25 protein-coding genes are annotated in these 23,335 nt (G+C 57.8%); 14 read left to right on the forward strand and 11 right to left on the reverse strand.

Going from position 1 to position 23,335, the window contains the following annotated elements:
* Positions 1-95 precede the first annotated feature (95 nt).
* A complete protein-coding gene (gene trxA, locus ACVW0B_RS04620) occupies positions 96-416 on the forward strand; it encodes a thioredoxin (protein WP_011433516.1) in 321 nt (106 codons plus the stop codon).
* 13 nt (positions 417-429) lie between these two features.
* Positions 430-1,218: a lipoyl(octanoyl) transferase LipB gene (gene lipB / locus ACVW0B_RS04625; RefSeq protein WP_457491063.1), complete on the forward strand. Its 789-nt coding sequence runs from the start codon at positions 430-432 to the stop codon at positions 1,216-1,218.
* Between the two features lie 60 nt (positions 1,219-1,278).
* On the opposite strand, the gene ACVW0B_RS04630 is transcribed toward lipB, so the two are convergent.
* Positions 1,279-1,728: a tetratricopeptide repeat protein gene (locus ACVW0B_RS04630; protein ID WP_457491064.1), complete on the reverse strand. Its 450-nt coding sequence runs from the start codon at positions 1,726-1,728 to the stop codon at positions 1,279-1,281.
* Between the two features lie 559 nt (positions 1,729-2,287).
* Entirely contained in the window at positions 2,288-2,869 is a 582-nt protein-coding gene (locus ACVW0B_RS04635; protein WP_011430559.1) for a Uma2 family endonuclease, read from the reverse strand.
* Positions 2,870-3,002: 133 nt separating this feature from the next.
* On the opposite strand from ACVW0B_RS04635, the gene purB reads away from it, so the two are divergent.
* The 7 genes from purB (at position 3,003) to ACVW0B_RS04670 (ending at position 11,269) form a co-directional block, all read left to right on the forward strand.
* Positions 3,003-4,298, forward strand: coding sequence for an adenylosuccinate lyase (gene purB / locus ACVW0B_RS04640; RefSeq protein ID WP_457491065.1), 1,296 nt, complete (start codon positions 3,003-3,005; stop codon positions 4,296-4,298).
* A gap of 9 nt (positions 4,299-4,307) precedes the next feature.
* Positions 4,308-5,288 carry an aspartate carbamoyltransferase catalytic subunit gene (locus ACVW0B_RS04645; RefSeq protein WP_457491066.1) on the forward strand — a complete coding sequence of 327 codons (981 nt, stop codon included), beginning with the start codon at positions 4,308-4,310 and terminating at the stop codon, positions 5,286-5,288.
* A 508-nt stretch (positions 5,289-5,796) separates the two neighbouring features.
* Positions 5,797-6,858, forward strand: coding sequence for a phosphate ABC transporter substrate-binding protein PstS (gene pstS / locus ACVW0B_RS04650; RefSeq protein ID WP_457491067.1), 1,062 nt, complete (start codon positions 5,797-5,799; stop codon positions 6,856-6,858).
* Positions 6,859-7,005: 147 nt separating this feature from the next.
* Positions 7,006-7,989, forward strand: coding sequence for a phosphate ABC transporter permease subunit PstC (pstC, locus tag ACVW0B_RS04655; RefSeq protein ID WP_457491068.1), 984 nt, complete (start codon positions 7,006-7,008; stop codon positions 7,987-7,989).
* Positions 7,990-8,027: 38 nt separating this feature from the next.
* Positions 8,028-8,921 carry a phosphate ABC transporter permease PstA gene (pstA, locus tag ACVW0B_RS04660; RefSeq protein WP_099813137.1) on the forward strand — a complete coding sequence of 298 codons (894 nt, stop codon included), beginning with the start codon at positions 8,028-8,030 and terminating at the stop codon, positions 8,919-8,921.
* Between the two features lie 70 nt (positions 8,922-8,991).
* Positions 8,992-9,789: a phosphate ABC transporter ATP-binding protein PstB gene (gene pstB, locus ACVW0B_RS04665; RefSeq protein WP_457491069.1), complete on the forward strand. Its 798-nt coding sequence runs from the start codon at positions 8,992-8,994 to the stop codon at positions 9,787-9,789.
* Between the two features lie 112 nt (positions 9,790-9,901).
* A complete protein-coding gene (locus ACVW0B_RS04670; protein ID WP_457491070.1) occupies positions 9,902-11,269 on the forward strand; it encodes an FAD-binding oxidoreductase in 1,368 nt (455 codons plus the stop codon).
* Positions 11,270-11,417: 148 nt separating this feature from the next.
* On the opposite strand, the gene ACVW0B_RS04675 is transcribed toward ACVW0B_RS04670, so the two are convergent.
* From ACVW0B_RS04675 to ACVW0B_RS04685, 3 genes are all read right to left on the reverse strand, one after another.
* Complete coding sequence (locus tag ACVW0B_RS04675) at positions 11,418-11,852, reverse strand: DUF29 domain-containing protein (RefSeq protein WP_011433505.1); 435 nt, start codon at positions 11,850-11,852, stop codon at positions 11,418-11,420.
* 355 nt (positions 11,853-12,207) lie between these two features.
* A complete protein-coding gene (locus tag ACVW0B_RS04680; RefSeq protein WP_457394337.1) occupies positions 12,208-13,275 on the reverse strand; it encodes a permease in 1,068 nt (355 codons plus the stop codon).
* A gap of 67 nt (positions 13,276-13,342) precedes the next feature.
* Entirely contained in the window at positions 13,343-14,479 is a 1,137-nt protein-coding gene (locus ACVW0B_RS04685; protein ID WP_414330694.1) for a citrate synthase, read from the reverse strand.
* A 335-nt stretch (positions 14,480-14,814) separates the two neighbouring features.
* On the opposite strand from ACVW0B_RS04685, the gene ACVW0B_RS04690 reads away from it, so the two are divergent.
* The 3 genes from ACVW0B_RS04690 to ACVW0B_RS04700 are packed head-to-tail and all read left to right on the forward strand — an operon-like array spanning position 14,815 to position 15,754.
* Positions 14,815-15,306, forward strand: a complete 492-nt coding sequence (locus ACVW0B_RS04690) for a hypothetical protein (protein WP_414341729.1) — start codon at positions 14,815-14,817, stop codon at positions 15,304-15,306.
* Entirely contained in the window at positions 15,260-15,550 is a 291-nt protein-coding gene (locus ACVW0B_RS04695; RefSeq protein ID WP_148202743.1) for a hypothetical protein, read from the forward strand. Before ACVW0B_RS04690 ends, ACVW0B_RS04695 begins: the two co-directional genes overlap by 47 nt.
* A gap of 24 nt (positions 15,551-15,574) precedes the next feature.
* Positions 15,575-15,754, forward strand: a complete 180-nt coding sequence (locus tag ACVW0B_RS04700; protein WP_457482287.1) for a hypothetical protein — start codon at positions 15,575-15,577, stop codon at positions 15,752-15,754.
* 97 nt (positions 15,755-15,851) lie between these two features.
* On the opposite strand, the gene ACVW0B_RS04705 is transcribed toward ACVW0B_RS04700, so the two are convergent.
* A complete protein-coding gene (locus tag ACVW0B_RS04705; protein ID WP_457491071.1) occupies positions 15,852-16,580 on the reverse strand; it encodes an SDR family oxidoreductase in 729 nt (242 codons plus the stop codon).
* Positions 16,581-16,664: 84 nt separating this feature from the next.
* A complete protein-coding gene (locus ACVW0B_RS04710) occupies positions 16,665-17,900 on the reverse strand; it encodes an anion transporter (RefSeq protein WP_457491072.1) in 1,236 nt (411 codons plus the stop codon).
* 315 nt (positions 17,901-18,215) lie between these two features.
* Here ACVW0B_RS04710 and thrB point away from each other — a divergent pair, with 315 nt between their 5' ends.
* Positions 18,216-19,142: a homoserine kinase gene (thrB, locus tag ACVW0B_RS04715; RefSeq protein WP_414329601.1), complete on the forward strand. Its 927-nt coding sequence runs from the start codon at positions 18,216-18,218 to the stop codon at positions 19,140-19,142.
* A 24-nt stretch (positions 19,143-19,166) separates the two neighbouring features.
* Here the strand turns inward: thrB and ACVW0B_RS04720 are convergent, their stop codons facing one another.
* Genes ACVW0B_RS04720 through eda form a run of 3 tightly spaced genes read right to left on the reverse strand, consistent with a single transcriptional unit; the run spans position 19,167 to position 20,938 of the window.
* On the reverse strand, positions 19,167-19,724 hold the full coding sequence (locus tag ACVW0B_RS04720; protein ID WP_457491073.1) for a diacylglycerol kinase family protein: 558 nt from the start codon (positions 19,722-19,724) through the stop codon (positions 19,167-19,169).
* On the reverse strand, positions 19,708-20,199 hold the full coding sequence (gene ybeY, locus ACVW0B_RS04725; protein ID WP_457491074.1) for an rRNA maturation RNase YbeY: 492 nt from the start codon (positions 20,197-20,199) through the stop codon (positions 19,708-19,710). The genes ACVW0B_RS04720 and ybeY overlap by 17 nt, the downstream gene beginning before the upstream one ends.
* A gap of 25 nt (positions 20,200-20,224) precedes the next feature.
* Positions 20,225-20,938, reverse strand: coding sequence for a bifunctional 4-hydroxy-2-oxoglutarate aldolase/2-dehydro-3-deoxy-phosphogluconate aldolase (gene eda, locus ACVW0B_RS04730; RefSeq protein WP_457491075.1), 714 nt, complete (start codon positions 20,936-20,938; stop codon positions 20,225-20,227).
* A 454-nt stretch (positions 20,939-21,392) separates the two neighbouring features.
* Here eda and ACVW0B_RS04735 point away from each other — a divergent pair, with 454 nt between their 5' ends.
* Positions 21,393-22,526 (forward strand): murein hydrolase activator EnvC family protein, encoded by a 1,134-nt coding sequence (locus ACVW0B_RS04735; protein ID WP_457491076.1) that lies wholly within the window; start codon positions 21,393-21,395, stop codon positions 22,524-22,526.
* Here ACVW0B_RS04735 and ACVW0B_RS04740 read toward each other — a convergent pair.
* The gene (locus ACVW0B_RS04740) at positions 22,517-23,167 is read right to left on the reverse strand and encodes an ABC transporter ATP-binding protein (protein WP_457491077.1); all 651 of its coding nucleotides are present in this window, start codon (positions 23,165-23,167) and stop codon (positions 22,517-22,519) included. The two genes, ACVW0B_RS04735 and ACVW0B_RS04740, sit on opposite strands and share 10 nt — an antisense overlap.
* Positions 23,168-23,335: the final 168 nt, after the last annotated feature.

Genomic DNA, 23,335 nt, shown 5'->3' on the forward strand with positions numbered 1-23,335 from the left:
GCCGTAGCGGGATCCCTACCTAATTTTTAGTCTCAAACAGTTAGCTTACAAATAGATTTCATTTCAGGCTTTTCAGAACACTCTGGGAGTTTCCTATGGCGCACAAACAGCAATTCAAAAGTTTTGCCGACATGATTCAGGGATCCAAAACCCCGATCCTGGTGGATTTTTATGCTTCCTGGTGCGGCCCTTGTCAGGTTATGGCGCAAGTGTTGGAGCAGGTAAAACCTCAGGTGGGGGATGCGGTTACTTTTGTGAAGGTTGACACCGAAAAGTACCCAACCATCGCTGCTCGCTGGGGCATTCAAGCGGTGCCAACGCTGATCCTCTTCAAAGATGGGAAGCCGATTGACCGCATTGAGGGGCTGTTGCAGCCGCGGGCCCTGTTGGAGCGGTTGCGGGCGCAGGTTAACTAAACCTGTAAGCTAGGTGAACTTTTCTGGATCCCCCGTGCAACTGCCGCTTCTGCAGGTTCACCTGCCGGGTGAAGTGCCCTACCGCACTGCCTGGGCTTGGCAGCAGGCAAGACTGGCCCATATGATCCGGGATCCCCAGTTGCCGGACGGATTACTGCTGCTCACCCATCCTGCGGTTTACACCTTGGGGGCAGGAGCCGATCCCAAGTTCCTCAAGAGCTTGGCTGGACAGATAGGATCCCCAGCTGCCCGCCCAGAATTCCTCTCTGGACAAGGGCCAGAAATCCTGCGGGTAGAGCGCGGCGGCGAAGTCACTTACCACGGGCCAGGCCAGTGGGTTGGTTATGCGATCCTCAACCTCAGGCGCCACCGTCTGGATCTCCACTGGTACCTGCGCCAACTGGAGCAGGTGCTTATTGAAACTGTGGCCCACTTTGGCCTGCGGGGGGAGCGGATCCCTGGCCTCACAGGGGTTTGGGTGGAGGGGCGCAAAGTGGCGGCCATCGGCATCAAGGTCTCCCGCTGGGTGACCTACCACGGCTTTGCCCTCAACGTCTGCCCGGATCTAGCTGCCTTCGAGGCCATCGTGCCCTGTGGGATCCCTGATCGCCCGGTGGGATCCCTGGTGCACTTTTGTCCAGAGGTAACGATGGCTGCCGTAGCTCCGGTGCTGGTGGAGTCGTTCTGTCAGGTCTTTGGGCTGCAGGCTCAGGCAGTTTCCCTGGCCGAGTGGTTGGGAGAGCCTCGGCTTTCTGACAAGTTGCTGGGAGAATCAACCGCTCAGACGCCTAAGCGCAAGTGAGGGGAAAGACCAGACAGGTTACCCAACTTCGAGGTGGCCCTAGGTTTAATCCAAGGGCGGCTACTCCACCCCCAACTGGCGCAGCAGTTGCTGCAGGATGGCCTGGTTGGCAAAGTTGCCGCTCTTGGAAAAGAGAGCCAAGGCCTGGCGAAAGTCGGCCATCGCCGCTTCTCGATCCCCCAACTGAAGATAGGCCACCCCGCGGCTAAAGTAGGCTTCTGGGATCCCTGCATTCAACTGAATGGCCCGCTCCGCATCGGCCAGAGCTTCTTCCGGCTGGCGCAACTGGTTGTAGACGTAGCTGCGGTTCACATAGGCCGGCGCATAGGTGGGATCCAACTGCACCGCCCGATCCAGATCCGCCAGGGCAGCCACGGGATCCCCGCGCAGCAACTTGAGGGATCCCTGCCAGTTGAACTCGGAAGCGGTGTTTGGGGCCGAGGTCTTCTCAGGAGGAGGTGGGAAGGCAGGCAAAGAGATGGCAGGGGCAGGAGCGAGGAATGCTGCCAAGAAACCTATCAGAGCTATCCTTCCCCATCGACACTTGATTGTGCTCCGCACCGCTAATGACGTCCTGATACATTCACGCTGAACTCTCCTGAACATGGTTCAGGAAAGAAGCGATCGCATCCTGCCTATCTCTGAGCAGGAAGGCGGTATCCCGCAAAGCCCTGAGGAATACCCCCCGAGCGCTTTCCCCCTTCACTTCCCGGCAACCGTTGCGGTGGACTCAAGGATCAGGGGGAAACTTGGTCTACTATATCCCTCTCAATGACTTTTGCCAAACCGCCTAAAGCTCAGTAAATTCAGCAAAGTTCAGGGTTTTGGGGGTTAGAGGCATGCTCTTCGGATCCCGAACTAGTTCAATATAGACTGTCGGCGAGAGGGGCAACCCCCTGCACTTAACTTGCAAGGGGTGCGGGGAGCTACAAGTTCCGCGCTCTGGCGAGAAAGTCAGGGTCGAGATACCGACTCCTCTGCCAAGTCGTTCTGTGACGCGGGGCAGGAATGCCCAATGGCAAGGTTGGGAGGCCCAAGCTCTATTGGCTAGAGTGAGGGCGGGGGGATGTTACAAGGAAAGCTTCTGGAATAGATGAGCCACCGGCAGGGCAAATCCTGGAATAACCTCTTCACCTTCTAGAAGATCAACCGATTTCAGGAGGCGGTCAGGCTCTTGAGAGCTGCGATACACCAGGACGTAGTGCTCGCTGGGGTGAACCAGCCAAACCAGGCGGCTGCCATTTTCAAAGTACTCCACCAGCTTGTCATGAATTTCTTCAACCGTATTGCGGGGGGAAAGCACTTCAACAGCCAGATCTGGAGCGCCTTCCAAAAATCCTGTGGGCAGTTCAGCCATGCCCTGCAAGCGTTCTTTAGCAAAAAAAGAGATGTCAGGGGAGCGCCAATTTCCACTCTTCATCTTAAAAGCAGTGCTGGAATCTAAAACGATCCCCAGCTTGTTGGACAAAACGTAGGGGGTCAAAGCTGCCAATAGGAGGCTGCAGACATAACCATGGAGTGCCCCCGCGCTTCCCATATCAATTGGCTTCCCATCAACAATCTCGTAGCGATGTCCCTCCCTGGACAACGCCATGAATTCTTCGGCTGTCCAAGCTCTTTTTCCCTGAGTTGGCACAGCTCCGACGGTCATCTGCAAACTCCTTGCTGCTCCTTGGACACCGCAAGCCAAGCCCGCAGGGATCCCCCAGCGGCTTTTCCTCGAGGGGGGACGCCAAAGGCTAAAATAGCCTAGCTCATCCTACTGTACCGACGGAAAAGGCACCTTGATCGAGCGCTACACTCTGCCCGAAATGGGCCAGATTTGGTCCACTGCCCACAAGCTCCAGACCTGGCTGCAGGTGGAGCTGGCTGTCTGTGAAGCGCAAGCGGAGCTGGGGCGGATCCCGCAAGAAGCCCTGCAGGAGATCAGAGCCAAAGCCGCCTTTGACCCGGCGCGGGTTTTGGAAATTGAGGCGGAAGTGAAGCACGATGTTATTGCCTTCTTAACCAACCTCAACGAGCACGTGGGCGAGGCAGGGCGCTACATCCACCTGGGCCTGACCAGCTCGGACGTGTTGGATACCGCTCTGGCCGTGCGGCTTGTGGCCTCGGTGGAGATCTTGCAAGCTCGCCTGGCCGACCTCATCGCTGCTATCCGCGACCAAGCTCGGCAGCACCGCTACACCCTCATGATCGGCCGCACCCACGGTGTTCACGCCGAGCCGATTACCTTTGGCTTTAAGCTGGCAGGGTGGCTGGCCGAGTGCCTGCGCCACCAAGAGCGCCTAGCTCGCCTGCGGGAAGTGGTGGCGGTGGGCAAGATCTCTGGCGCCGTGGGCACCTACGCCAACGTGCCTCCCCAGGTGGAGCAGTTGGCCTGCGCTCGCCTGGGCCTGAAGCCCGATACAGCCTCGACACAGGTAATCTCGCGGGATCGCCACGCTGAATACGTGCAAACCTTGGCTTTGATTGGCTCTTCCCTAGAGCGCTTTGCTACTGAAATCCGCAATCTGCAGCGGACGGACGTGCTGGAGGTGGAAGAATACTTTGCCCCCGGCCAAAAGGGATCCTCTGCTATGCCCCACAAGCGCAACCCCATCAAGGCGGAACAACTGACGGGGCTGGCCCGTCTCCTGCGCGGGTATGCCGTCTCGGCCCTAGAAAACATCCCCCTTTGGCATGAGCGGGACATCTCCCACAGCTCGGTGGAGCGGGTTATCCTGCCCGATGCCTCCATTCTCTGCCACTACCTGCTGGTGAACATGGCCGACCTGGTGCGCCACCTGCAGGTTCACACCGGCAACATGGAGCGCAATCTCAACCTCTACGGCGGCGTCATCTTCAGCCAGCAGGTGCTTCTAGCCTTGGTGGAGAAGGGCCTTAGCCGCGAGGAAGCTTACCGCCTGGTGCAGGAAAATGCTCACCGCGCCTGGAACCAGCCGCAGGGGGACTTTCGCGCCAATCTGCTGGCGGATCCCCGGGTGATGGCTCACCTCAGCGAGGCGGAACTGCAGGACTGCTTTGATCCGCGGCGCCACCTAACCCATTTGGACGAGATCTTTGCCCGCCTGGGCATTTGAGGATCCCCTATGGTTTGGCAGCGGCAGCACGTCTTGGGCTTGGCGGATTTTACTCCCGAAGAATACCAGATGGTTTTGCAGACCAGCGCCAGTTTCCAGGAGGTGTTGACGCGGCGGTTGCCCAAGGTGCCCACCCTGCAGGGGAAGGTGGTGGTGACGCTGTTCTTCGAGCCTTCCACCCGCACTCGTTCCAGTTTTGAGCTGGCGGCCAAGCGCCTTTCGGCCGATGTGCTCAACTTTTCCCCAGGCACCTCTTCCTTGAGCAAAGGGGAGACGCTCTTGGATACGGCCCGCACCTTTCTGGCCATGGGATCCGATCTCTTAGTCGTTCGCCATGCCCAGGCAGGAGTGCCCCAACAGTTGGCTGCCGAGATCGACCGCCGTGGATCCCCTGTGGGCGTTCTCAATGCTGGGGATGGCCTGCACGAACATCCCACTCAAGGCCTGCTGGACTTGTTTACCCTCTGCAGCCATCTGGATCCCCGGCGTCCCCGTCTGGAGTTGCTGCAAGGGATCAAAATCGCCATTGTCGGCGATATTCTCCACTCGCGAGTGGCCCGCTCCGATATCTATGCCTTGGTGGCTGCCGGAGCTGAGGTTCACTTAGCCGGCCCTCCCACCCTGTTGCCCAAGGATTTTGCCCATTTTGTGCCCGGCCACACGCTCCCTGTCCATTGGCAGCTAGAGCCTGCCCTCGAAGGGGCGCGTTTTGTTATCACCCTACGCCTGCAACAGGAGCGCATGGGCGAGTTCCTTCTCCCCAGCTTGCAGGAGTACCATCACTTCTTCGGCCTCACGCGGCAACGACTGCGCCTGTGCCACCCGGATGTCAAGCTTCTGCACCCCGGCCCGGTCAATCGCGGTGTGGAACTCAGCTCCGAGGTGATGGAGGATCCCGGCTTGAACCTGATTGAGCAGCAGGTCACCCACGGCGTGGCGGTGCGCATGGCCCTGCTGTACCTCATGGGGGGCGGGCGGATCCCAGCCTAGAGCCCAGATCTTTCTCTGCTCGGGGAACATGTAGAGCTGCCCCACGTCTGGAGTGTTGAAGTCCATCTCCTAGCTAATTCTCTCTGTCAAAAGTCGGAAGAAGCTCTGGCCAGAGCTTTTCCCGCCCTGCTGAAATCATGTCCAAGCTTGCCGAGAGGGGAGCAACATCTTTGTCTCAAATTTTACACATCTTGGATCTGGATCGAGTTTTTTTGCAGCCGTCCCAGCTTAGCTCTTATTCAAGTTGTGTCCGTTTGATTGGTTTTCAAATGAGATAGAAGTTCAGCAGCTAGACCTTTTCGCGGATCCTGGGCTCCAGGATCCTGATTTTGCTGAAATCCAAACTGGCCAAAACCACCAGATGGAAAATCGAGGTTTGGAAACGAGCCAGCACACTCAAAAAATATCGATTTTTCTCTTGACTTAACCCAAAGTTAACCTTTAGATATCCCTCTGTTAACTTTGAGGTTATAGGGTTGAAAATGTTGATTCGCCACAGATATTACCTATGCGAACCCTGCTTTCTGCTTTCTCCCTCACCGCTCTAACAGTAGGATTTCTAACAGCGACCTCGGCTCAAGCCCAAACCGTGCAAATCTCCGGGGCGGGCGCGACCTTTGCGGCTCCTTTGCTGCAACGTTGGTTTGACGCCTACAACCGCACCGTAGACCCCACTGTGCAAGTCAGCTATCAGTCTGTCGGTAGTGGTGCTGGCCTAGAGCAGGTGATCAATGGCACTGTGGACTTCGGCGCTTCCGAGGCGCCTTTCTCCGGTGCTCGCCTGGAAAGCTTCCGAGCTAAATACGGCTATGAGCCCCTACAGTTGCCTCTGGCGGGAGGGGCCATCGAGTTTGCCTATAACCTGCCCGGCATTGAAGACGGAGAGCTCATCCTGAAGCGGAAAACCTACTGCGGCATCGTGACCGGCGAGATCACTCGCTGGGACGACATTCGCATCAAGGCCGAGAACCCAGGTATAGCAAACAAGCTGCCACCCCTGGACATCACCTGGGTACACCGCTCTGATGGTTCTGGGACTACCTTTGTGTTCACCAACCACATCAGAACTGTTTGCCCTAATTGGACAGCCGGTGCTGGTACTTCTGTCGAGTGGCCTGTTGGCATTGGAGCCCAAGGGAATGAGGGCGTAGCCGCCACCATCAAGCAGGAGCCAGGGGCGATTGGCTACGTGAACCAGTCCTATGCCAAGCTGGAAAAGATGGCCACTGCTCGCTTGGAAAACAAAGCGGGCAACATTGTTAAGTTCTCGACTGAGGCAGCTACCTCGGCGCTTGATGCTCCCATTCCTGATGACTTTGCGCTGTTGGTGCCCGACCCTGAAGGGCCAAATGACTACCCAATCGTGGGCTTGTTCTGGGTGATGCTGTACCGCGAGTATCCCGACCAGGAGAAATTGACCAAGCTGGTGGAGGCTCTGAAGTGGACCCAGGGGCCGGAAGGTCAGGCCATTACCCGCGAGCTGGACTACATCCCCATGCCTGAGGCGGCTATCCAACGGATCTTTGCCGAGCTGGATGCCATCACCGTTAACCCCAATGCGGTGCGATGACCGGGGTGCAGCCTGAACTCCACTAGAGTGGAGCTGGTGGCCGGCTGAGGAGACAGATGAGGCTTTCTCGGTCGGCTGCTGGGCTTACCTTGCACGGTGGGATTTTTAGGAAAGTTTTGAACCGAAGATGATCATGGGAGAGAGGCTATGACTTCAGCGGCTACGGGTTATGGTTCACCACCAAACCCGGATATCGATGTTGACATTGAGAAAAAGGCAAGCCCGTCCCGGGCTGTTGATGTGGGTTTTGTCCGCCTGACGCTGGCCTTGGCGGGGTTTGCCGGCATTATCCTCATCTGGGTGATTCTTCAAACCACCGAAGCGGCTCTGCCGGCGATCCAGCAGTTTGGCTTGGGCTTCCTGGTTACTGCCCGCTGGAACCCGGTGGAAAACATCTACGGGGTGCTACCACAGATTTATGGCAGTTTGGTAACCTCTCTGGTGGCTTTGATTTTTGCCATCCCTCTGGGCATTGGCACTGCCATTTTTTTGACGGAAGGTTTTGCCCCCAAGTGGGTAACGGCGCCGATTGGCTTTGCCATTGAGCTGATCGTGGCCATTCCCAGTGTGGTGCTGGGGCTGTGGGGGATCTTTGTGCTGATTCCAGCAGTGCGGCCCATCTTTCGAGCCATTAACCAGACGCTGGGTTGGATCCCTTTCTTGGGTGGCCCGGCTCCGCGGGGGCCCAGCTTGTTGATAGTGGCTATGGTGCTGGGGATCATGATCTCTCCCATCATCATCTCCATTACCCGCAGTACCTTTGAATCTCTGCCACGCAGCCTAAAAGAGGGGGCTTTGGCTCTGGGGGCAACCCGCTGGGAGACCATCTTAACGGTGATGATCCCTGCCGGCCTGTCGGGTATCGTCAGCTCGATCATGCTGGCGCTGGGACGGGCTTTGGGAGAGACCATGGTAGCGGCCATGCTTTCTGGCAACGCCAACCGCATCAATATCTCCCTAATGCAGCCGGGATCCACCATTACCGCCTTGATTGCTTCTCAGTTTGGGGAGGCAGGACGCTTGCAGGTTTCGGCTCTCATGTATGCCGGCGTGGTGCTGATGGTGCTGACGTTATTGGTCAACATCGTTGCCGAGATCATCATCCGCAAGTTTCAAAACTTGGAGCAGTAACTTGGGAAGCAGAAAGAAGATGAAGGAGCACTGTTATCATGTCCGACTCAGCACAGCTTGCCCCTGAGAAGGTTGACATCGACATTACTCGTGCCGCCATTGCCCCTGTCCGCAATTACACAGGCATTGTCCTAACCCTGCTGAGTGGCCTCTTTGTGGCGGTGATCATAGCTTCCCTATCTTGGGTGCTGTGGGATGTGGGCAAGGAAGGCATCCAGCGGATAAATTGGGATGTCCTCACCCAGACCCGCTACCCTGCCCCTGGCCTGGCGGAAGGGGGCTTTGGTCACGCAATTGTCGGCAGTTTAATGGTGCTGGCTACGGGGGCGGCTTTGAGCTTTCCCTTCGGCATCTTGGCGGCAGTGTACTTGTCCGAATTTGGTCGCGGCACCCGCTTGGCTTATCTGGTTAAGTTTTCCTGCAATGTGCTCACGGGGGTACCGGCCATTCTCTGCGGCCTGTTTGCCTATGCTGTGGTGGTGAGGGGATCCGGCTTTTCGGCTTTCTCGGGAGGGGTGGCTTTTGGCGTGCTGATGCTGCCGATTGTCATCCGCTCCACCGAGGAGGCGTTGCTGCTGGTTTCGCCCGACATGCGCTTGGCTTCCCTTGGCCTGGGCTCAAATCGCTTTCAGACCACAATGCGCGTTGTTTTGCCGGCAGCGGCACCGGCCATCGTAACCGGGCTAATCCTGGCTTTGGCCCGAGCGGCAGGCGAGGCTGCACCTCTGCTCTTTACCGCCTTCAACAACAATTTCTGGTCTACTGATCTCTTTGGCCCGGTGGCTACCTTGCCGGTGATGGTCTACTTTTTCTCCATCATTCCCTACAGGGTGCAGCAGCAGCTGGCTTGGGCGGGCGCTTTGGTTTTGTTAGCCATTGTTTTGGCGGCCAGCTTGACCGCTCGCTTTTTGGTGTACAAGACCAGGAAATAGCCTGAGGATTCTCAACAAAGTCTTGAATCGAACTCTTCGTCGAACTCTAGCTCTTTTTGTGAGTGCTGCCATGCAAACTCAATCTCTTAACCAGACCTCTTACGTTTTCAGGACCGAGAACCTGAATGTCTACTATGGCTCCAATCTGGCGGTAAAAAATGTTACTCTGGACATCCCAGCCCGACAGATTACTGCGTTTATCGGCCCTTCCGGCTGTGGCAAAAGCACGATCCTACGTTGCTTCAACCGCACCAACGATTTGATCCCCGGTGCTCGTGTAGAGGGCAAGCTCACCTACCACGGCAAGGATCTCTACGCCAAAGAGGTCGATCCGGTGGCGGTGCGGCGGCGTATCGGCATGGTCTTCCAAAAACCCAATCCCTTCCCCAAAAGCATTTACGACAACGTGGCCTACGGCCCGCGGGTGCTGGGGATGAAGGTGGACTTGGACGAGGTGGTGGAAACCTCGCTGAAACGGGCTGCCCTCTGGGATGAAGTCAAAGACAAGTTGAAAGAAAATGGTCAGTCGCTGTCGGGAGGGCAGCAGCAGCGCCTGTGTATTGCCCGGGCTCTAGCGGTGAAGCCGGATGTGATTTTGATGGATGAGCCCTGTTCGGCGTTGGATCCCATTTCCACCCGCCGCATTGAGGAGCTGATGAAGGAGCTGGAGGAGGAATATACCATCATCATTGTCACCCACAACATGCAGCAGGCCGGCCGCGTCTCGGATATGACGGCTTTCTTCAGCGTGGAGGTGTCGGGATCCAACCGTGTGGGCGAGCTGATTGAATTTGACAGAACTGAAGTCATCTTCAACAGCCCCACCAAGCAAGCCACAAGAGATTATGTGGAGGGCCGCTTCGGCTAATCGACCTGGCCGGACAGGGATCCTTCCCATACTGTTCTCGGCAAACCCTTTTGCAGGCAATTTCTGCCGATGATGGAGTCTGAAGAACCGTTGCACCCAAATACGGATACCTATGATCGTTGCCGCTCCTGACAAGCTGCAGGCTTTGCGTTCTGACTTAGAGGGTATTGAGATCATCACTGATCCGGCTCAGGTGGCCAAGTTGTCGTTGGATTTTTACCACTACAGCCCCGTGCTGAGCCGACAACTGAGCGACAAGCGGGGAGATGTGGTGGTGCGCCCCGCCGATGAGGCCGAGGTGATGCGGGTGGCGGCGGCCTGTGCCAAGCTGCGGATCCCGGTTACGGTGCGCGGTGCCGGTACCGGTAATTACGGCCAATGTATCCCGCTGGCCGGGGGTGTGATCCTGGACATGGGCAAGCTCAACCAGGTGCTTTGGGCAAAGCCGGGCTTGGCGCGGGTGCAGGCGGGGGCCAAGTTGATGGCCATCGACAAACACACCCGGGAGATGGGCTGGGAGATCCGCATGGCTCCTTCCACCTATCGCACGGCCACCATCGGGGGGTTCATTGCCGGCGGCAGCGGCGGCATTGGCTCTGTGACCTACGGCCAACTGCGGGATCGCGGCAACATCTTGGGTTTGCGGGTGGTCACCCTGGAGGAAGAGCCGCGGGTGCTGGAGCTGCGGGGAGACGAGGTGTTCCAAGTGAGCCATGCCTGGGGCCTGAATGGGATCATCACCGAAGTGGAGATCCCGCTGGCGCCTGCTTATCCTTGGGCGGAGCTGGTGGTGGCCTTTCCCCCTGAAGTGGGCTTTATGCCCTGTGCCCATTTTGGCCAAGCCCTGGGAGATGCCGATGGGATCCTCAAGAAATTGGTCAGCCTGCACGCTTGGCCGATCCCCAGCTACTTTGCACCGCTGCGGGGTCATTTGCCAGAAGGATCCGCTGTGGCCCTGTTGATGGTGGCCGAATGCAGCCTGGAGCCGCTGTTGGAGCTTGTCCGGGAACATGGGGGCCAAGTGGTTTACAACAAAACGGCCCAGGAGGCCAGCAAGGGGATCTCGCTGGGGGAATTTTCTTGGAATCACACCACCTTGCACTGCCGCAGCGTGGATCCCAGCCTGACTTATTTACAATCGGCTTTTCCCGCCGATCGGGAGCTGAAGCTGGTGCAGCACATGTACGAGTATTTTGGCGACGAAGTGCTGATGCACCTGGAGTGGATTCGCATCAACGGGCAAGCTACCCCCGTCGGCCTGCAAATTGTCCGCTTTACCACCGAAGAGCGTCTAAACGAGATCATGCGCTACCACGAAGAGCAGGGAGTATTTATTGCCAACCCCCACACTTTCATCATCGAAGACGGCGGGCGCAAAGTGATGGATCCCCGCCAGATTCGTTTTAAAGAAGAAGTGGATCCCTATGGCCTGCTCAATCCGGGCAAGATGCGCACCTGGCAGAAGCAAGCCTCTGCTTGAGGAAGCGCGGCAATTGGCCTCAGTCTATCTATGTTGTCGGTATTTAATGCATAATCGACTGCCTGTGTGAGGCAAGACCAGGCCAGAACTGTGGGGTCGGTGCTGTGGGAAATGCTGTCCACTGTTAAATGCTTTGTGGTGTCGACTGTCAAACTTCCGGCAGCCAGTCCTCTGCCAGCACCAACTCTGGAGAGTAGGGACAGACATCTGGAAATGTCGAGATTTCTATCCCCGTTTGCCTGGCTGCTTGGCGGCGCGCCCGTTGATAACTCTCTTCAAGTTGCTCTACCAGATAACCTTTTAGGCTAGGGCTATCTTCTATGGCCAATCCGATTTGGGTTCGCGCATCTGTAATGGAATCTAGCCAGCTATCTGAACGGCGCTGAGGTTGATATTGCCACTTGAGTAGATGCAGCAGAAGGCGAGTTAATTGACTGGTAATCCCTCGTCGTTCGCTCTTACCCAAATTCTCAACCTCTTCAATTAAGTGTGTTAGGTCAATTTCATGCCAGCGCCTTTCCCGCAATAGCCGGGTTGTTCGGTCAATCCACAAGTTAAAGTCTGTCGAGTATAGATTGCTCATAGCTTTGTCCTGCTGAAAAATAGGGTCGCGATAATTATGAAATCCAGACTACGTCCTTCTTGAGTTTACTACAATAAAACCTGTAACACCTGAGTTCTCAACCGTCTGGGAGCAGAGTCCTCTGGTGACAAACCTTATCCAGGCAACTCTTTCTATAGTCATTTCGATTTAAAGCAGGACACTGCACCCACACTTAAAGTGCACCGAGCCGGAAGGCTTTTCAAGGACTCCGTCCCGCTGGCGCGATCAGGAGCCCAGGCATCTTACCCTAAACTGAAGCAACTATATTTGACGAATATTTGACGGAGAGTGGATGGAGAGGGTGTCACTGTGGAGAAAGGTTCAAACAAATGCTTTAACTGCCATAGTAGTTGATGGCTAAAGCTCCCACCAGAGTAAGCTGAAAGACCAAGATCACGAAGTAGAAAATGGCGCGGGGCTTGAACAGAGTGAGCATCAAGCCTATGGCTTTCAAGTCTACTATCGGCCCAAACACCATAAAAGCCAACAGGGATCCCGGCGTGAAGGTGGCGGCAAAGGAGAGGGCGAAAAAGGCATCCACCGTCGAGCAGATGGAGATGATCCCGGCCAGGGCCATCATGATCAGGATTGAGAGCAATGCATCTTGGCCATAATCCAGCACAAACGAACGCGGGATCACCGTTTGAATCAGGGCCGCCATCGCCGAGCCCAAGATGAGCACGGATCCCAATTCGCGGATCTCCCTGGCCCAGGTCTGCAGCAGGAGAACTCCTTTTTGTCCCCTGGAGGGAGAAGGCGCAGCGGCCAGAGCAGAGCGATACACATCTTCAGCCGTTTGTAAAGTGGCCAGGGATCCGCCAGAGGCCCCTTGAGCAGGGCTCTGGGATCCAATCCAGAAGGTGCCCCCCTGCAACAACGGCGAGCGGGAGATGTTCTTCGGATCAGCTTCTTGGGAGCAATTGCGCTGCAGCTCCCGCCAGACTGACGGCTGCAATAGAGGCTGGAAATCCTTTTGCAGGCTGAAGATCAAGCCGACGACAACCGCAATGCCGAAGGAAAAGAGAACTCGGTAGATCACCAGCTCCGGCATGGAGCGAAAGGCAATCCAAGTGGAAAAGATCACCACCGGGTTAAACACCGGCGCCGCCAATAAAAAAGCCACCGCCACGTGGGGTGGGATCCCTTTGATCACCAGTTGACGGGCCACCGGCAGGTTGCCGCACTCGCACACCGGGAAAAAGAATCCTAAAGCGCCACCGGCCACCGCGCTGCCGATTTTGCCTTTGGGCAGGAAACGGGCCAACTGGGATCCCTCCACAAACACCGCCAGCAGCCCCGATAGAAACACCCCCAGCAGCAAAAATGGCATTGCCTGCACCACAATGCTCAGAAACAGGGTGAACCCGTCTCGCCAAAGGGGAGAGTCTAAAAGGCTCAACACACCGCCTCACGCACAATTTGGGCCTTACTGAGTTTGGATCCCGGCCCAGCGCCCTGTCAAACGGCTCTCAACCCCGCTCTTCTATAGGGATGTAGCGTTGCTGGCGTTCACCTGTGTACACCTGGGTGGGTCGGAAAAGCCGATTATCGGACAACTGCTCCCGCCAATGGGCCAGCCAACCCGCCGCTCGGGCAATGGCAAACACCGGTGTAAACAAATCTTCTGGGATCCCCAGCTTGGCGTAGACCAACCCTGAGTAGAAGTCCACATTCGGGTAGATCCCCTTCGGCCCTAGCAACTCCTCACACACCCGCTCCACCTCCAGGGCAATGTCGTAGTACTTGTCGTGGCCGTAGCGCTCAAATAGCTCTTCGGCCAGCCGCTGCAGGATAGTGGCCCGCGGATCCTTCACCTTGTAGACTCGGTGCCCCATGCCCATGATGCGCTGTTTTTTGGCCAGTTTCTCCTCGATAAACGAGCGCACATTTTCCACCGAGCCAATTTGCCGCAGCAGCATCATCACCTGTTGGTTGGCCCCCCCGTGCAACAGCCCCGAAAGGGTACCCACCGCCGTGGCCAGGCTGCTGTAGGGGTTAGCCAGCGTGGAAGCGCTCACCAGAAGGGCAAACGTAGAGGCATTGACCGTGTGCTCGGCGTGCAGGATCAGGCAGATGTCAAAAATGCGGGCCAACCAGGGATCCGGCTTCTTGCCCGAGAGCATGTACAGAAAGTTGGAAGCGTGATCCAGACTATCGTCCGGGGGAATGGGATCGTTGCCCTGTCGCATCTGGTGGAACATGGCCACCATGGTCGGCAGCTTGGAGAGCAAGCGGGTGACGGTGCCGAACACATAGTCGGGATCCATCTCCCGCAGCGGGTAAAACAGCCCCAAGCCCGCCACACAGGTTTGCAGAGCATCCATCGGGTGGCCCGACTCCGGAAACGACTTGATCATGTCGCGGATGCGGTATTTCACCCGTCGATGACTGCGGATCGCCTGGTCAAAATTGTCCAGCTCCGACTGGGTCGGCAGCTTGCCAAAGATCAGCAAGTAGGCTGTCTCCAGAAAGGTACTGTGGGCGGTTAATTCCTCGATGGGGATGCCCCGATATTCCAGGATCCCCGCCTGGCCATCCACAAAACTAATGTTGGAGCGTGTGGCCGGAACGCCTTCCAAGCCTGGTCTGTATTCGCCATCCGCCATGGTCGGATCCTTAGAGCAAGTATTTCCTAGATAATGATGAATCAATAATGATGAATCAAGGGTTGCCAAAGGTGCCTGGAACCCAACCCCTTGCTCCCCTCGGGCAGTACTGACCCCGCTTCGCTACAGTAAAGCAAAGTTTGGATCCCTTTAGCCAAATGCTGCCCCTGTCATCCTTCACAGAGAGCTGGGCTGGGATCCGCCTTCTATCTTGCAACAGCTCCCGCTGCCCGATGCAAAAATTGTTGCTATGGTGAGAACTGCGCCCGGCTTGAGGGATCTTGGCGCTTGCCGGAGCCGTGAAAGTTCGCTCCCCCGCTTGGAGATCGGCATCGATGTCGGATACTGCTCAAACTCACCTTGGCTCCAGCCCAGTGCAAGGACTGGAGTACGTGGTGCTGGGAGTGGCCACTTGCTTCCAGCAGGATCAGGAAGGTCGCCTGGTAGAGGTTTTGGTGGCCGAGCCGGTGCCTGCTGCCGATTTGGACTGCCTAGCCCAAGAACGCCGCAGCACTTCCTATGTTCTCCTCTACGCCACAACCTACGCCGAGATCGTGAACAACGGGATCCCAACTTTGCCTGCCGATGTTTTCCCGCCAGGGGTGTTGTTGGGAGAAGACTTCGTGGAACGGGTGCAGGCAGCGGCCCGCACCTATCGCAGCAAGCCCCAGTTTCGCCATATCCCCCTGCACCAAACCTGCACTCCAGAGCGGGGGGTGTTTAAGCTCAATCACAGCGTTGAGCCCCGGCGGATCCTCAACGCGGTTGTGGAGGTGAAGGATGCCGACAACATCAAACAGCACCCCCACACCCATCAACGGCTCTGACTCACTGGGCTGTACGGGTCAGACGTGCCCTGGAAAGCAGGTTGAACCGCCACTCTGGGCTAGGCTTCGGGATCCCTCTACCCTTCTGGAGCAGGTACGCAGCGGTCAGGTTTGGCTGGTTAAGGGAATGGGATCCCATGGGCTGTTGCTGGAGAAAGCTCATATTGTCGAGCTGCTGGAGTTTGGTGCAGCCGTTGGCCTGGCCATCGATCGCGATTGCCGAGCGGTTTTGCCGATCGCGTAAGCGGGACGGAGTCCTTTTGGCCAAGTGTATCTGCAGGCCCCTGCCACTTTTTTGGAGCGTCAGCAGTTTGGGCCGGCGTTGCTTGCTTCTGTGCCGGACGAATGGCTAGGACGGTTGGTGGGGGTGTCGGGAGATCTGATCCAACGTTGCCGCCAAGAAATGAGGATCCCTGCTGGCGCTTTGGGCTGCAGAGAGCAAGATTGAGACGGGGGGAGCCCAAGAGAGAAACTCGAGCGCTTGTTTCACCAAAAGACAAGCTGCTGCCGCCTCAACCCCAGCAAAAGGACGGCAAAACACTTGGTCAAAGGAATTGGTGGCTTTCCGGCTGCAACACTATCTCGCTCGGTACAGCACCAGCGGGCGCTGTAAGGGCAAAGCAGATGGCTTCCGCAGCCGTGGCAGGGCTGAGCATCTTGTCTCGTTGCACCTTCAGGCTGATGGGATCCCAGAAGGGTGAGTCGATGCCCCCGAAGTAAAACAGCGTAAATCTGACCCCAAAGCGCTTCAGCTCATCGGCCATGCACTTGCTAAACCCGACCACCCCAAACTTGGCCGCACAGTAAGCAGAGGCCATCGCCATGGGATAACGTCCAAGGACGCCGGGAAAATTGAGGATGTGGCCGGATTTTTGCTCCCGCATGGGGTTGGCAGCCAGTTGGCTGGTGTAGAAGCTGCCCTTCAGGTTGACCGCCAGCATTCGCTCCAGGTCTGCGGGGGTTAGCTGGGGAGCAGGCTTCAGGATCCCGGCCCCGGCCAGGTTAATCAGCACGTCAATGCGCCCATGCTTTTGCACCGTTTGGTTGACCAGGGCCTCTACCTGGGCATAGTCCGTCACATCAGTGGGGATCCCCAATCCAGAGGCAGCCCCCAGAGAGAGCGATTTCTCCACCAGAGTTCGCAGAGGCTCCTCTCGCCGAGCGGCCAACACCAGATGGGATCCGGCCTGAGCCAGCATGGGCACCAGGACGCTGCCGATACCCCCTGTTGCCCCTGTGATCAAAATAACTGCCTGCGATAGCGGAGAAGACACGTTACGTTTCTTAAACTCTTTTTCCCATCATACACAGGGATCCCGACAAGCCAGTCACAGCCCCACTGGATCCCTCGACAGAGGTCATCTGAGCGATGGGGAAGACAGAAAGGGCTGGCACAGCCACAACCCACTGAACCCCAAAGTCAGCAGAGTGAGGGGCAGGCCAAAGCGCAGATGTTCCCCAAACGAAAGCACGTAGCCTTTTTTGGCCGCTGCCTCGACTGTGATCAAATTGGCCACCGCCCCAAATAGAGTCAAATTGCCCGCCAAAGTGGAGCCGGCAGCCAGCAACAGCCAAGCGGTGGTCTCCTGTCGGGGCAGGAACGATTGCAGCAACAGCACCGCCGGCACATTGGAGATGAGGTTGGATAAAACGGCCACACTACTCAGCAGGGCAAGAGGGGATCCCGCCAGACTCTCTGCCAAGGATCCCAAGCCCATCCCCCAAGCAGTGGCCAGCTCTCCCGTTGCCCGCGTCAGGATAAATAGCCCGGAAAACATCACCAGCAGATTCCAGTCCACCTGCCCCAAAAATCGCTCCGGCTTCAGCCTGCGGGTAATCAACAACAGGGCCGCCGCCACCAAGGCCGATTCTGCCAAGGGAAGTCCGGCTACAAAGGCCACAAACAGCCCCCCCGTAATCACCACGCTCTTGCGCAACAGGGGCGGATAGAGCCGCAGCGGTAGCCAAGGCACCTGGGCAAAGGGTTTCAACGAGCGCACCTCAGGGTAGTACAACCACAGCAACCCCACTTCCAGCAGCAGCCCCACCACGGCAATGGGGGTCATCTGGGCAGCAAACTCCAGATAGCCGATCCCAGAGAAGGAGCCGATCAGGATATTCTGCGGGTTGCCGCTCAGGGTGGCGACGGATCCCAGGTTGGTGGCTGCCGCCAAGCCCAGCAGATAGGGAATCGGGTTTAACCCCAGCACCGTTGTGACCTGCAAAGTCAGGGGAGTAAACACGAGCGCCAGCGTGTCGTTGAGCAGGAAAGCCGAGAGCAGCCCGCTGCCGAACACCAGCATGATCAACAGGCCAAAGGGGCTGCGGCTCACCCGAATCAAGCCCAGCAAAGCCAACTGAAAAGCCCCCCCATAGGACAAGCTGGCATTTACCACCATCATGCTCAGGAGAAACACAATCGTGGTCGGGTCAATGGCTTCCCAAGCCTGCCGTAGCGACAAGGTCCCCAAGCCGATCAACAGGGCGGATCCCACCAGGGCGATGGTGGCCCGGTTCATACGCAACCTAGGCAGGGATCCCAGTCCCAACCCGACATAGCTCAAACCCAACACCAACCAAGACAGTCCCTGCACCCCCCGATCCCTCCCGCACTTCTTTCAGGATCCCTGATGGGTTCAGCCAATGGCAAAGGCTGGAGTTGAAACAGGCCCAACATTCCCGATACTCAATGAAGTCACAAATAAGTCACAAGAACCAATCATGGTCAGAAACCTTTCGGGATAGTCCAAAAGCTCCGCTGGATCAGCGCGTTTGCCTCGGCGAGCTGCAGACCGAGCAGAGGTGGCGAGAATATCCAAGGTCTGGCCATCGTTCGTAGGATAATGGGAGCCCGTAGGCACTAACCCGCAAACATTGAGTTACCCACCGTTCACTGAGGAGTTGTCCCCTTGGTCAAAGAACGCGTAGAGGTGATCGTCCCGGCCACCACCGCCAACTTGGGGCCAGGGTTCGACTGCATCGGTGCAGCCCTAGAGCTCTACAATCACTTCCATTTTCGCGAGATCCCTTCCGGCCTCAGCATCCACTACCGTGGCAGCGACCACATCAGCCAAAGCAAGGACAACCTGGTGTACCGGGCTTTTTGCCGCGCCTTTGAGTTGCTGAGTAAGCCTGTGCCGGGGGTAGAAATCGAAATTACCCTCAACGTGCCCCTGGCGCGGGGGTTGGGCAGTTCTGCCACCGCCATTGTCGGCGGCTTGCTGGGGGCCAATGCCATTGGAGCACTCAACTTAGCTCCCGAAACCCTTCTACAACTGGCTATTGCCTTGGAGGGCCACCCAGACAATGTGGTGCCCGCCCTGCAGGGCAGTTGTCAGCTTTGTGTGCAGGGACAGCAGGGGCAATGGGTGTTTTGTCCCGTGGAGTGGCATGAGAGCATTGGCATCCTGGCCGTAGTGCCCAACTTTAAGCTTTCCACCCAAGCGGCCCGCGAGATCCTGCCCAAATCCGTCAGCTTGGCGGATGCAGTTTTTTCCAGCAGCCATCTGGGCCTACTCATCCGCAGCCTGCAGTCGGGGCGGGTGGACTGGCTGAAGGTGGCCCTGCAGGATCGGCTGCACCAGCCGGCGCGTATGGAGCTGATCACCGGGTTCAAAACGGTTCAAGCTGCAGCCATGGCTGCCGGAGCCTATGGAGTGGTGATCAGCGGAGCCGGCCCCACTCTTCTGGCCCTCTGTGCTCCCGAGAATCGGGAACGGGTGGGATCCGCGATGGTCAGCGCTTGGGCGCAGTTGGATATTGAAGCGGAGGCCAAACTGCTCAACCTGGACCGGCAGGGAGGACGGGTGGTGATCCACTCCCAGCCGTCTGGATAGGAAACTCCCTCTCCAGTCGGGGAGCTACCCTGCTGCCGGGAAGCCATCTTGCAGCAGCAACACCAAGGGCGGAAGAAATAGCCAAGCCGCCACCATCAAGGACGCCACTGCCGCCATCAACACCGCTGCCGCCGCGCAATCTTTGGCGATCTCGGCCAGGAGATGGTACTTGCTGCCCAGGGTGAGATCCACCACTGCTTCCAGAGCGGTATTCACCAGCTCCAGCGCCATCACCAAGCCGCTGGTCAGGCTGATCAGGGCCATTTCCAGGGCGCTCAGCCGCAGGCCCAGCCCAAGGCCAAAGGCCATCACCGCCATCACCATGTGAATGCGGAAGTTGCGCTGAGTGCAGATGGCATAGACCAAGCCCTTGCCCGCGTAGTAGAAACTTTTGCCCAAGTTGTCGGCCACTTGCCAAGAGGGGGGGCGTCGCCAGGGATCCCTTCCCAAAGGCTCGGCAGTTGCTGCGGGATCGGCCTCAGAGATAGGCGCTGGGTCTACACCGGTGGGCCCGGAATGGACGCGCCGCCGGAACACCGCCAGGCGAGAACGCTCCGGCAACCGACTAGGGCTGTTGGCCATGGGCCACCTCCCCATCCAGTTGGATGGCTGCGAGCAACTGTCGCTGTTGCTGCAACATGCGCTGCAGGGACAGTTCATCCGGGTGATCCCACCCCAGCAGATGGAGCAACCCGTGGCTGGCCAACCAGGCCAACTCTTGCGAAAGACGATGCCCCTGCGCCTTGGCTTGTGCGCGGGCGGTGGGCACCGAAATCACAACATCCCCCAGCAGGCGTACCCCCGTTACGTCTTGGATCTCAAAGGGGGCAAACATCTCCTGCGCGGCAAAGGCCAACACATCGGTGGGCTCGTCGAGATGGCGAAACTCGCGGTTGAGCTGGCGGATGTGTTCATCGGAAGTGAGGCAAAGGCTGAGCTCGCATGGCTCCTGGACTCCCAGCTCTTTCAGCCAGATCTCGAACCAATGACGCCAAGTGGCTTCTTCAACCGGGCTGGGGATGTTGAATTGCAGATAGAGATCTAGAGATCCATCCATGCGGGCCTCACTCACACCACGCCCCTTATTCTACTGGTTTGCCCAGATTGGGCCAGGTTTTGCTTCTCTGCTCCGCAAGCTGCTGCAGCACCTGTCGCAGTCGATTCTCCAGCTCATGGCAGCCCGAATGCAAATCCTCTGGCGGGAACAGATCTCCGGCAACGCCGACCGCCCAGGCCCCTGCTTGCAGGTATTCCGCTGCCTTGGCCAAGGTGACTCCCCCGGTGGGGATCAACGGCAGGGATCCCAGCACCGATTGTAGATGGCGCAGGTAGCGGGATCCCCCCATGCTCTCCACTGGAAACACCTTTACTGCCGTTGCCCCCGCCTGCCACGCCCTCCAGATCTCGCTGGGGGTGAGGGCACCGGGCACGATGGGCAGCCCTACTTCCTGACCCCAACGGATGACTTGCTCATCGGTGAAGGGGCAAACGCAAAACTGGGCTCCTGCCTGCCAAGCCTGCTCCGCCATCTGTCGATTGAGAACAGTGCCCACCCCTATCCAACACTGCGGGTGGTCTTGCCGCAGTTGGGCAATCAACTCCAGGTATTGGGGAACTTGCGTGGTGATTTCAATGTGGCGGATCCCGGCCCGGATGGCCAGCATGGATCCCTCTAGGGCCTGGGCTGGGCTGGCACAGAGGCGGATCACCGCGATCAGCGGCTGCTGCCACAGATGGAGTAGCCAGGGGTGCTGTGACCCTTTCCCGAAACCGCACTCAAAATCCTCGAATACCATCTGTGGGGAAATACCCTCTCATCGGTTTCTCATCTTTGCCAGATGTTGAGGTCGCTGTCGCTCGCCGGTGGGTTGGGCTGCCCACCATCAGACCCATGAGATCCAAAGGTTAGTACGAGCCTAACAGCGGTGTGGTTATTTCAAACAGGTTTGAGACAGTTCCCGGTTGCCCCTCGCCCCTAACCCTTCTTTCCCTGGGAGAGGAAAGTCAAAACAAAGAAACGAATAGTTTCACTGCTCCTGAGAGTGACGCCGCTGTGTCGCCAGGGTCTTTTTCTTATGTCCTGTCGCTTCTTTCTATTTCTTGTCAAGCAGCCATAACCGGCAATAGCCAGCTCAGGCCCGATTCAGATCCGTGGGGATCTTTGTATCCTTAGGGTCGATGGGTCAGTTGCAGAGGGTGTGAGGAGTGACGAGTCTGAGTCGTGGGGCACGCAGACTGAAAGTGTGGGTGATGCTTGGATTGCTCACCCTCTTGCTGTTGGGGGGACTGGGGGGGGTTGCCCCGTCTCAGGCGCAGAATGTCAACCAATTGCAACAGCGGCAGCAGCAGATCCAGCACCAAATCCAGAGCACTCAGCGCCGCCTGGGAGAACTGCGCCAGGCAGAAGAAGAGGCCCGCCGCCGCATGGGATCCCTGCAGCAAAACATTCGACAGACCGAATCCAGCCTTCGCGACAATCAGTATCGTCTGGAACAAGCCCAGAAAGCCCTGGAGCAAGCTCAAAAGGAGCTACAGGAGCTGGAAGACCGCCTGAGACGGCAGCAACAGGGCACGGCTGCCCGTTTGCGCTACATGCAGCGACAGGGGGCCGAACATTGGTGGGCTTTGCTGCTCACCAGCCGTGACTTAAACGAGTTTTTCGACCGCCGCCACCAACTGCAACTGTTGATCGAGGCGGATCGGCAGTTGATCCAAGAGCTGCAAGCAATGGCCAAGGAGGTGGATCAACAGCGCATTGCCCTGGAGATGCAGCGCAACGAGATTTCCTTGATTTTGCAGGAGCTGGCCGCCCAGAAGAATCAACTGCAGCAGCAGGCTGCCGCCCAAGAGCAACTGGTGGGCCGCTTGGCCAACGAACGCGCGGCCTATGAAGCAGCCCAACGGCGGCTGGAAGCCGATTCCCAACAGTTGACTCTCCTCATCCAGCAACTGATCGCCCAGCAGGCCCAACAGCAGGGGGGCAGGGATCCCGTTCAAGGGACAGGCCGATTCATTGCTCCGGTGCGCGGGCCGATCACCAGCGGCTTTGGCTGGCGGGTTCACCCCATCTACCGCAGTCGCCGCTTTCATGCGGGGATCGATTTTGGTGTGCCCACCGGCACTGCGGTGAGAGCCTCTGACCGGGGCACCGTCATCTACGCCGGCTGGTACGGCGGCTATGGCTACACGGTGATTGTGAATCACGGGGGCGGCATCACCACCCTGTACGCCCACAACAGCCGCGTTGCCGTTGGGGTAGGCCAGCAGGTACAGCGGGGGCAAGCAATTGCTGCTTCCGGCTCCACCGGCCTCTCCACGGGGCCCCATGTTCACTTTGAAGTGCGCGTCAATGGCCAACCGGTGGATCCCCGCCGCTACCTGTGAAGCAAAGCCTCCGCCGCCACCGGCCTCAGGGATCCCGCCTGCAATGTCCACCGCACATCGGCAATGGAGGACAGCTCCTCCAGGTCGTGGGAAACCACCAACACCGTCCAGGTGGACTTTAGCCGAGCCAACAGCTCGATCAACTGCCGTCGCACCGACCAATCCAATCCTGCCGTCGGCTCATCCAGCAACAGCAAAAACGGGCCACGGATCAACTGGACGGCCAGGGCCAAGCGCCGCTGTTGCCCGCCGCTGAGGCGGTTTGGGGAGGTATGTAGAGGGATCCCTTCCAATCCCACCTGTCTGAGGGCGTTTTCGATCTCTTTTCTCTGTAGCTCTGGATAACCAAAGCGCATTTCCTCCAGCACCGTCAAGCCGCAAAAGTGCCGCTCTGGAAACTGAAACACCAACCCCGCCATGCTGCGCAAGCGGTTGGGGGAAAGTTCTGCCCCTCCCCAGGTAATCCGTCCTTGGGTGGGCCGCGCCAAGCCAGCCAAAATCTCCAGCAGGGTGCTCTTACCTGCCCCACTTTTGCCCACGATCAGCCCCAACTGGTTCAGGCCCAACTCAAAGGAAAGATCGTTGAGAATGGGCTGGGAAACGCCTGCCGGATGGTAGGAAAGATGCTGAACTTGCAACATGGGGGGCAAAAGAGGGGGATGCTGTCGTTATTTTGGCACCGGAAGATCCCCGCGCGACAGCTATGGCCCTTCTTCAGCGGGAAGGTCGAAGCTTGGGAAACACCTCTATCCGGAGGAGCAGATTAAGCTAGCCTGAAGGTAGGGTAAATTATCGCTCTGGTTATCCTG

Source organism: Thermostichus sp. MS-CIW-23 (assembly GCF_054059455.1).

Bases quoted from the DNA above. Each gene is read 5' to 3' on its own strand.
- ACVW0B_RS04670 (WP_457491070.1), top strand. From the start codon at position 9,902: ATGATCGTTGCCGCTCCTGACAAGCTGCAGGCTTTGCGTTCTGACTTA.
- ACVW0B_RS04720 (WP_457491073.1), bottom strand. From the start codon at position 19,724: ATGGCCAACAGCCCTAGTCGGTTGCCGGAGCGTTCTCGCCTGGCGGTG.
- pstC (WP_457491068.1), top strand. From the start codon at position 7,006: ATGACTTCAGCGGCTACGGGTTATGGTTCACCACCAAACCCGGATATC.
- pstS (WP_457491067.1), top strand. From the start codon at position 5,797: ATGCGAACCCTGCTTTCTGCTTTCTCCCTCACCGCTCTAACAGTAGGA.
- eda (WP_457491075.1), bottom strand. From the start codon at position 20,938: ATGGTATTCGAGGATTTTGAGTGCGGTTTCGGGAAAGGGTCACAGCAC.
- pstB (WP_457491069.1), top strand. From the start codon at position 8,992: ATGCAAACTCAATCTCTTAACCAGACCTCTTACGTTTTCAGGACCGAG.
- ACVW0B_RS04635 (WP_011430559.1), bottom strand. From the start codon at position 2,869: ATGACCGTCGGAGCTGTGCCAACTCAGGGAAAAAGAGCTTGGACAGCC.
- trxA (WP_011433516.1), top strand. From the start codon at position 96: ATGGCGCACAAACAGCAATTCAAAAGTTTTGCCGACATGATTCAGGGA.
- ACVW0B_RS04685 (WP_414330694.1), bottom strand. From the start codon at position 14,479: ATGGCGGATGGCGAATACAGACCAGGCTTGGAAGGCGTTCCGGCCACA.
- ACVW0B_RS04695 (WP_148202743.1), top strand. From the start codon at position 15,260: ATGCCGACAACATCAAACAGCACCCCCACACCCATCAACGGCTCTGAC.
- ACVW0B_RS04740 (WP_457491077.1), bottom strand. From the start codon at position 23,167: ATGTTGCAAGTTCAGCATCTTTCCTACCATCCGGCAGGCGTTTCCCAG.
- ACVW0B_RS04645 (WP_457491066.1), top strand. From the start codon at position 4,308: ATGGTTTGGCAGCGGCAGCACGTCTTGGGCTTGGCGGATTTTACTCCC.
- pstA (WP_099813137.1), top strand. From the start codon at position 8,028: ATGTCCGACTCAGCACAGCTTGCCCCTGAGAAGGTTGACATCGACATT.
- ybeY (WP_457491074.1), bottom strand. From the start codon at position 20,199: ATGGATGGATCTCTAGATCTCTATCTGCAATTCAACATCCCCAGCCCG.
- ACVW0B_RS04735 (WP_457491076.1), top strand. From the start codon at position 21,393: ATGCTTGGATTGCTCACCCTCTTGCTGTTGGGGGGACTGGGGGGGGTT.
- ACVW0B_RS04690 (WP_414341729.1), top strand. From the start codon at position 14,815: ATGTCGGATACTGCTCAAACTCACCTTGGCTCCAGCCCAGTGCAAGGA.
- ACVW0B_RS04675 (WP_011433505.1), bottom strand. From the start codon at position 11,852: ATGAGCAATCTATACTCGACAGACTTTAACTTGTGGATTGACCGAACA.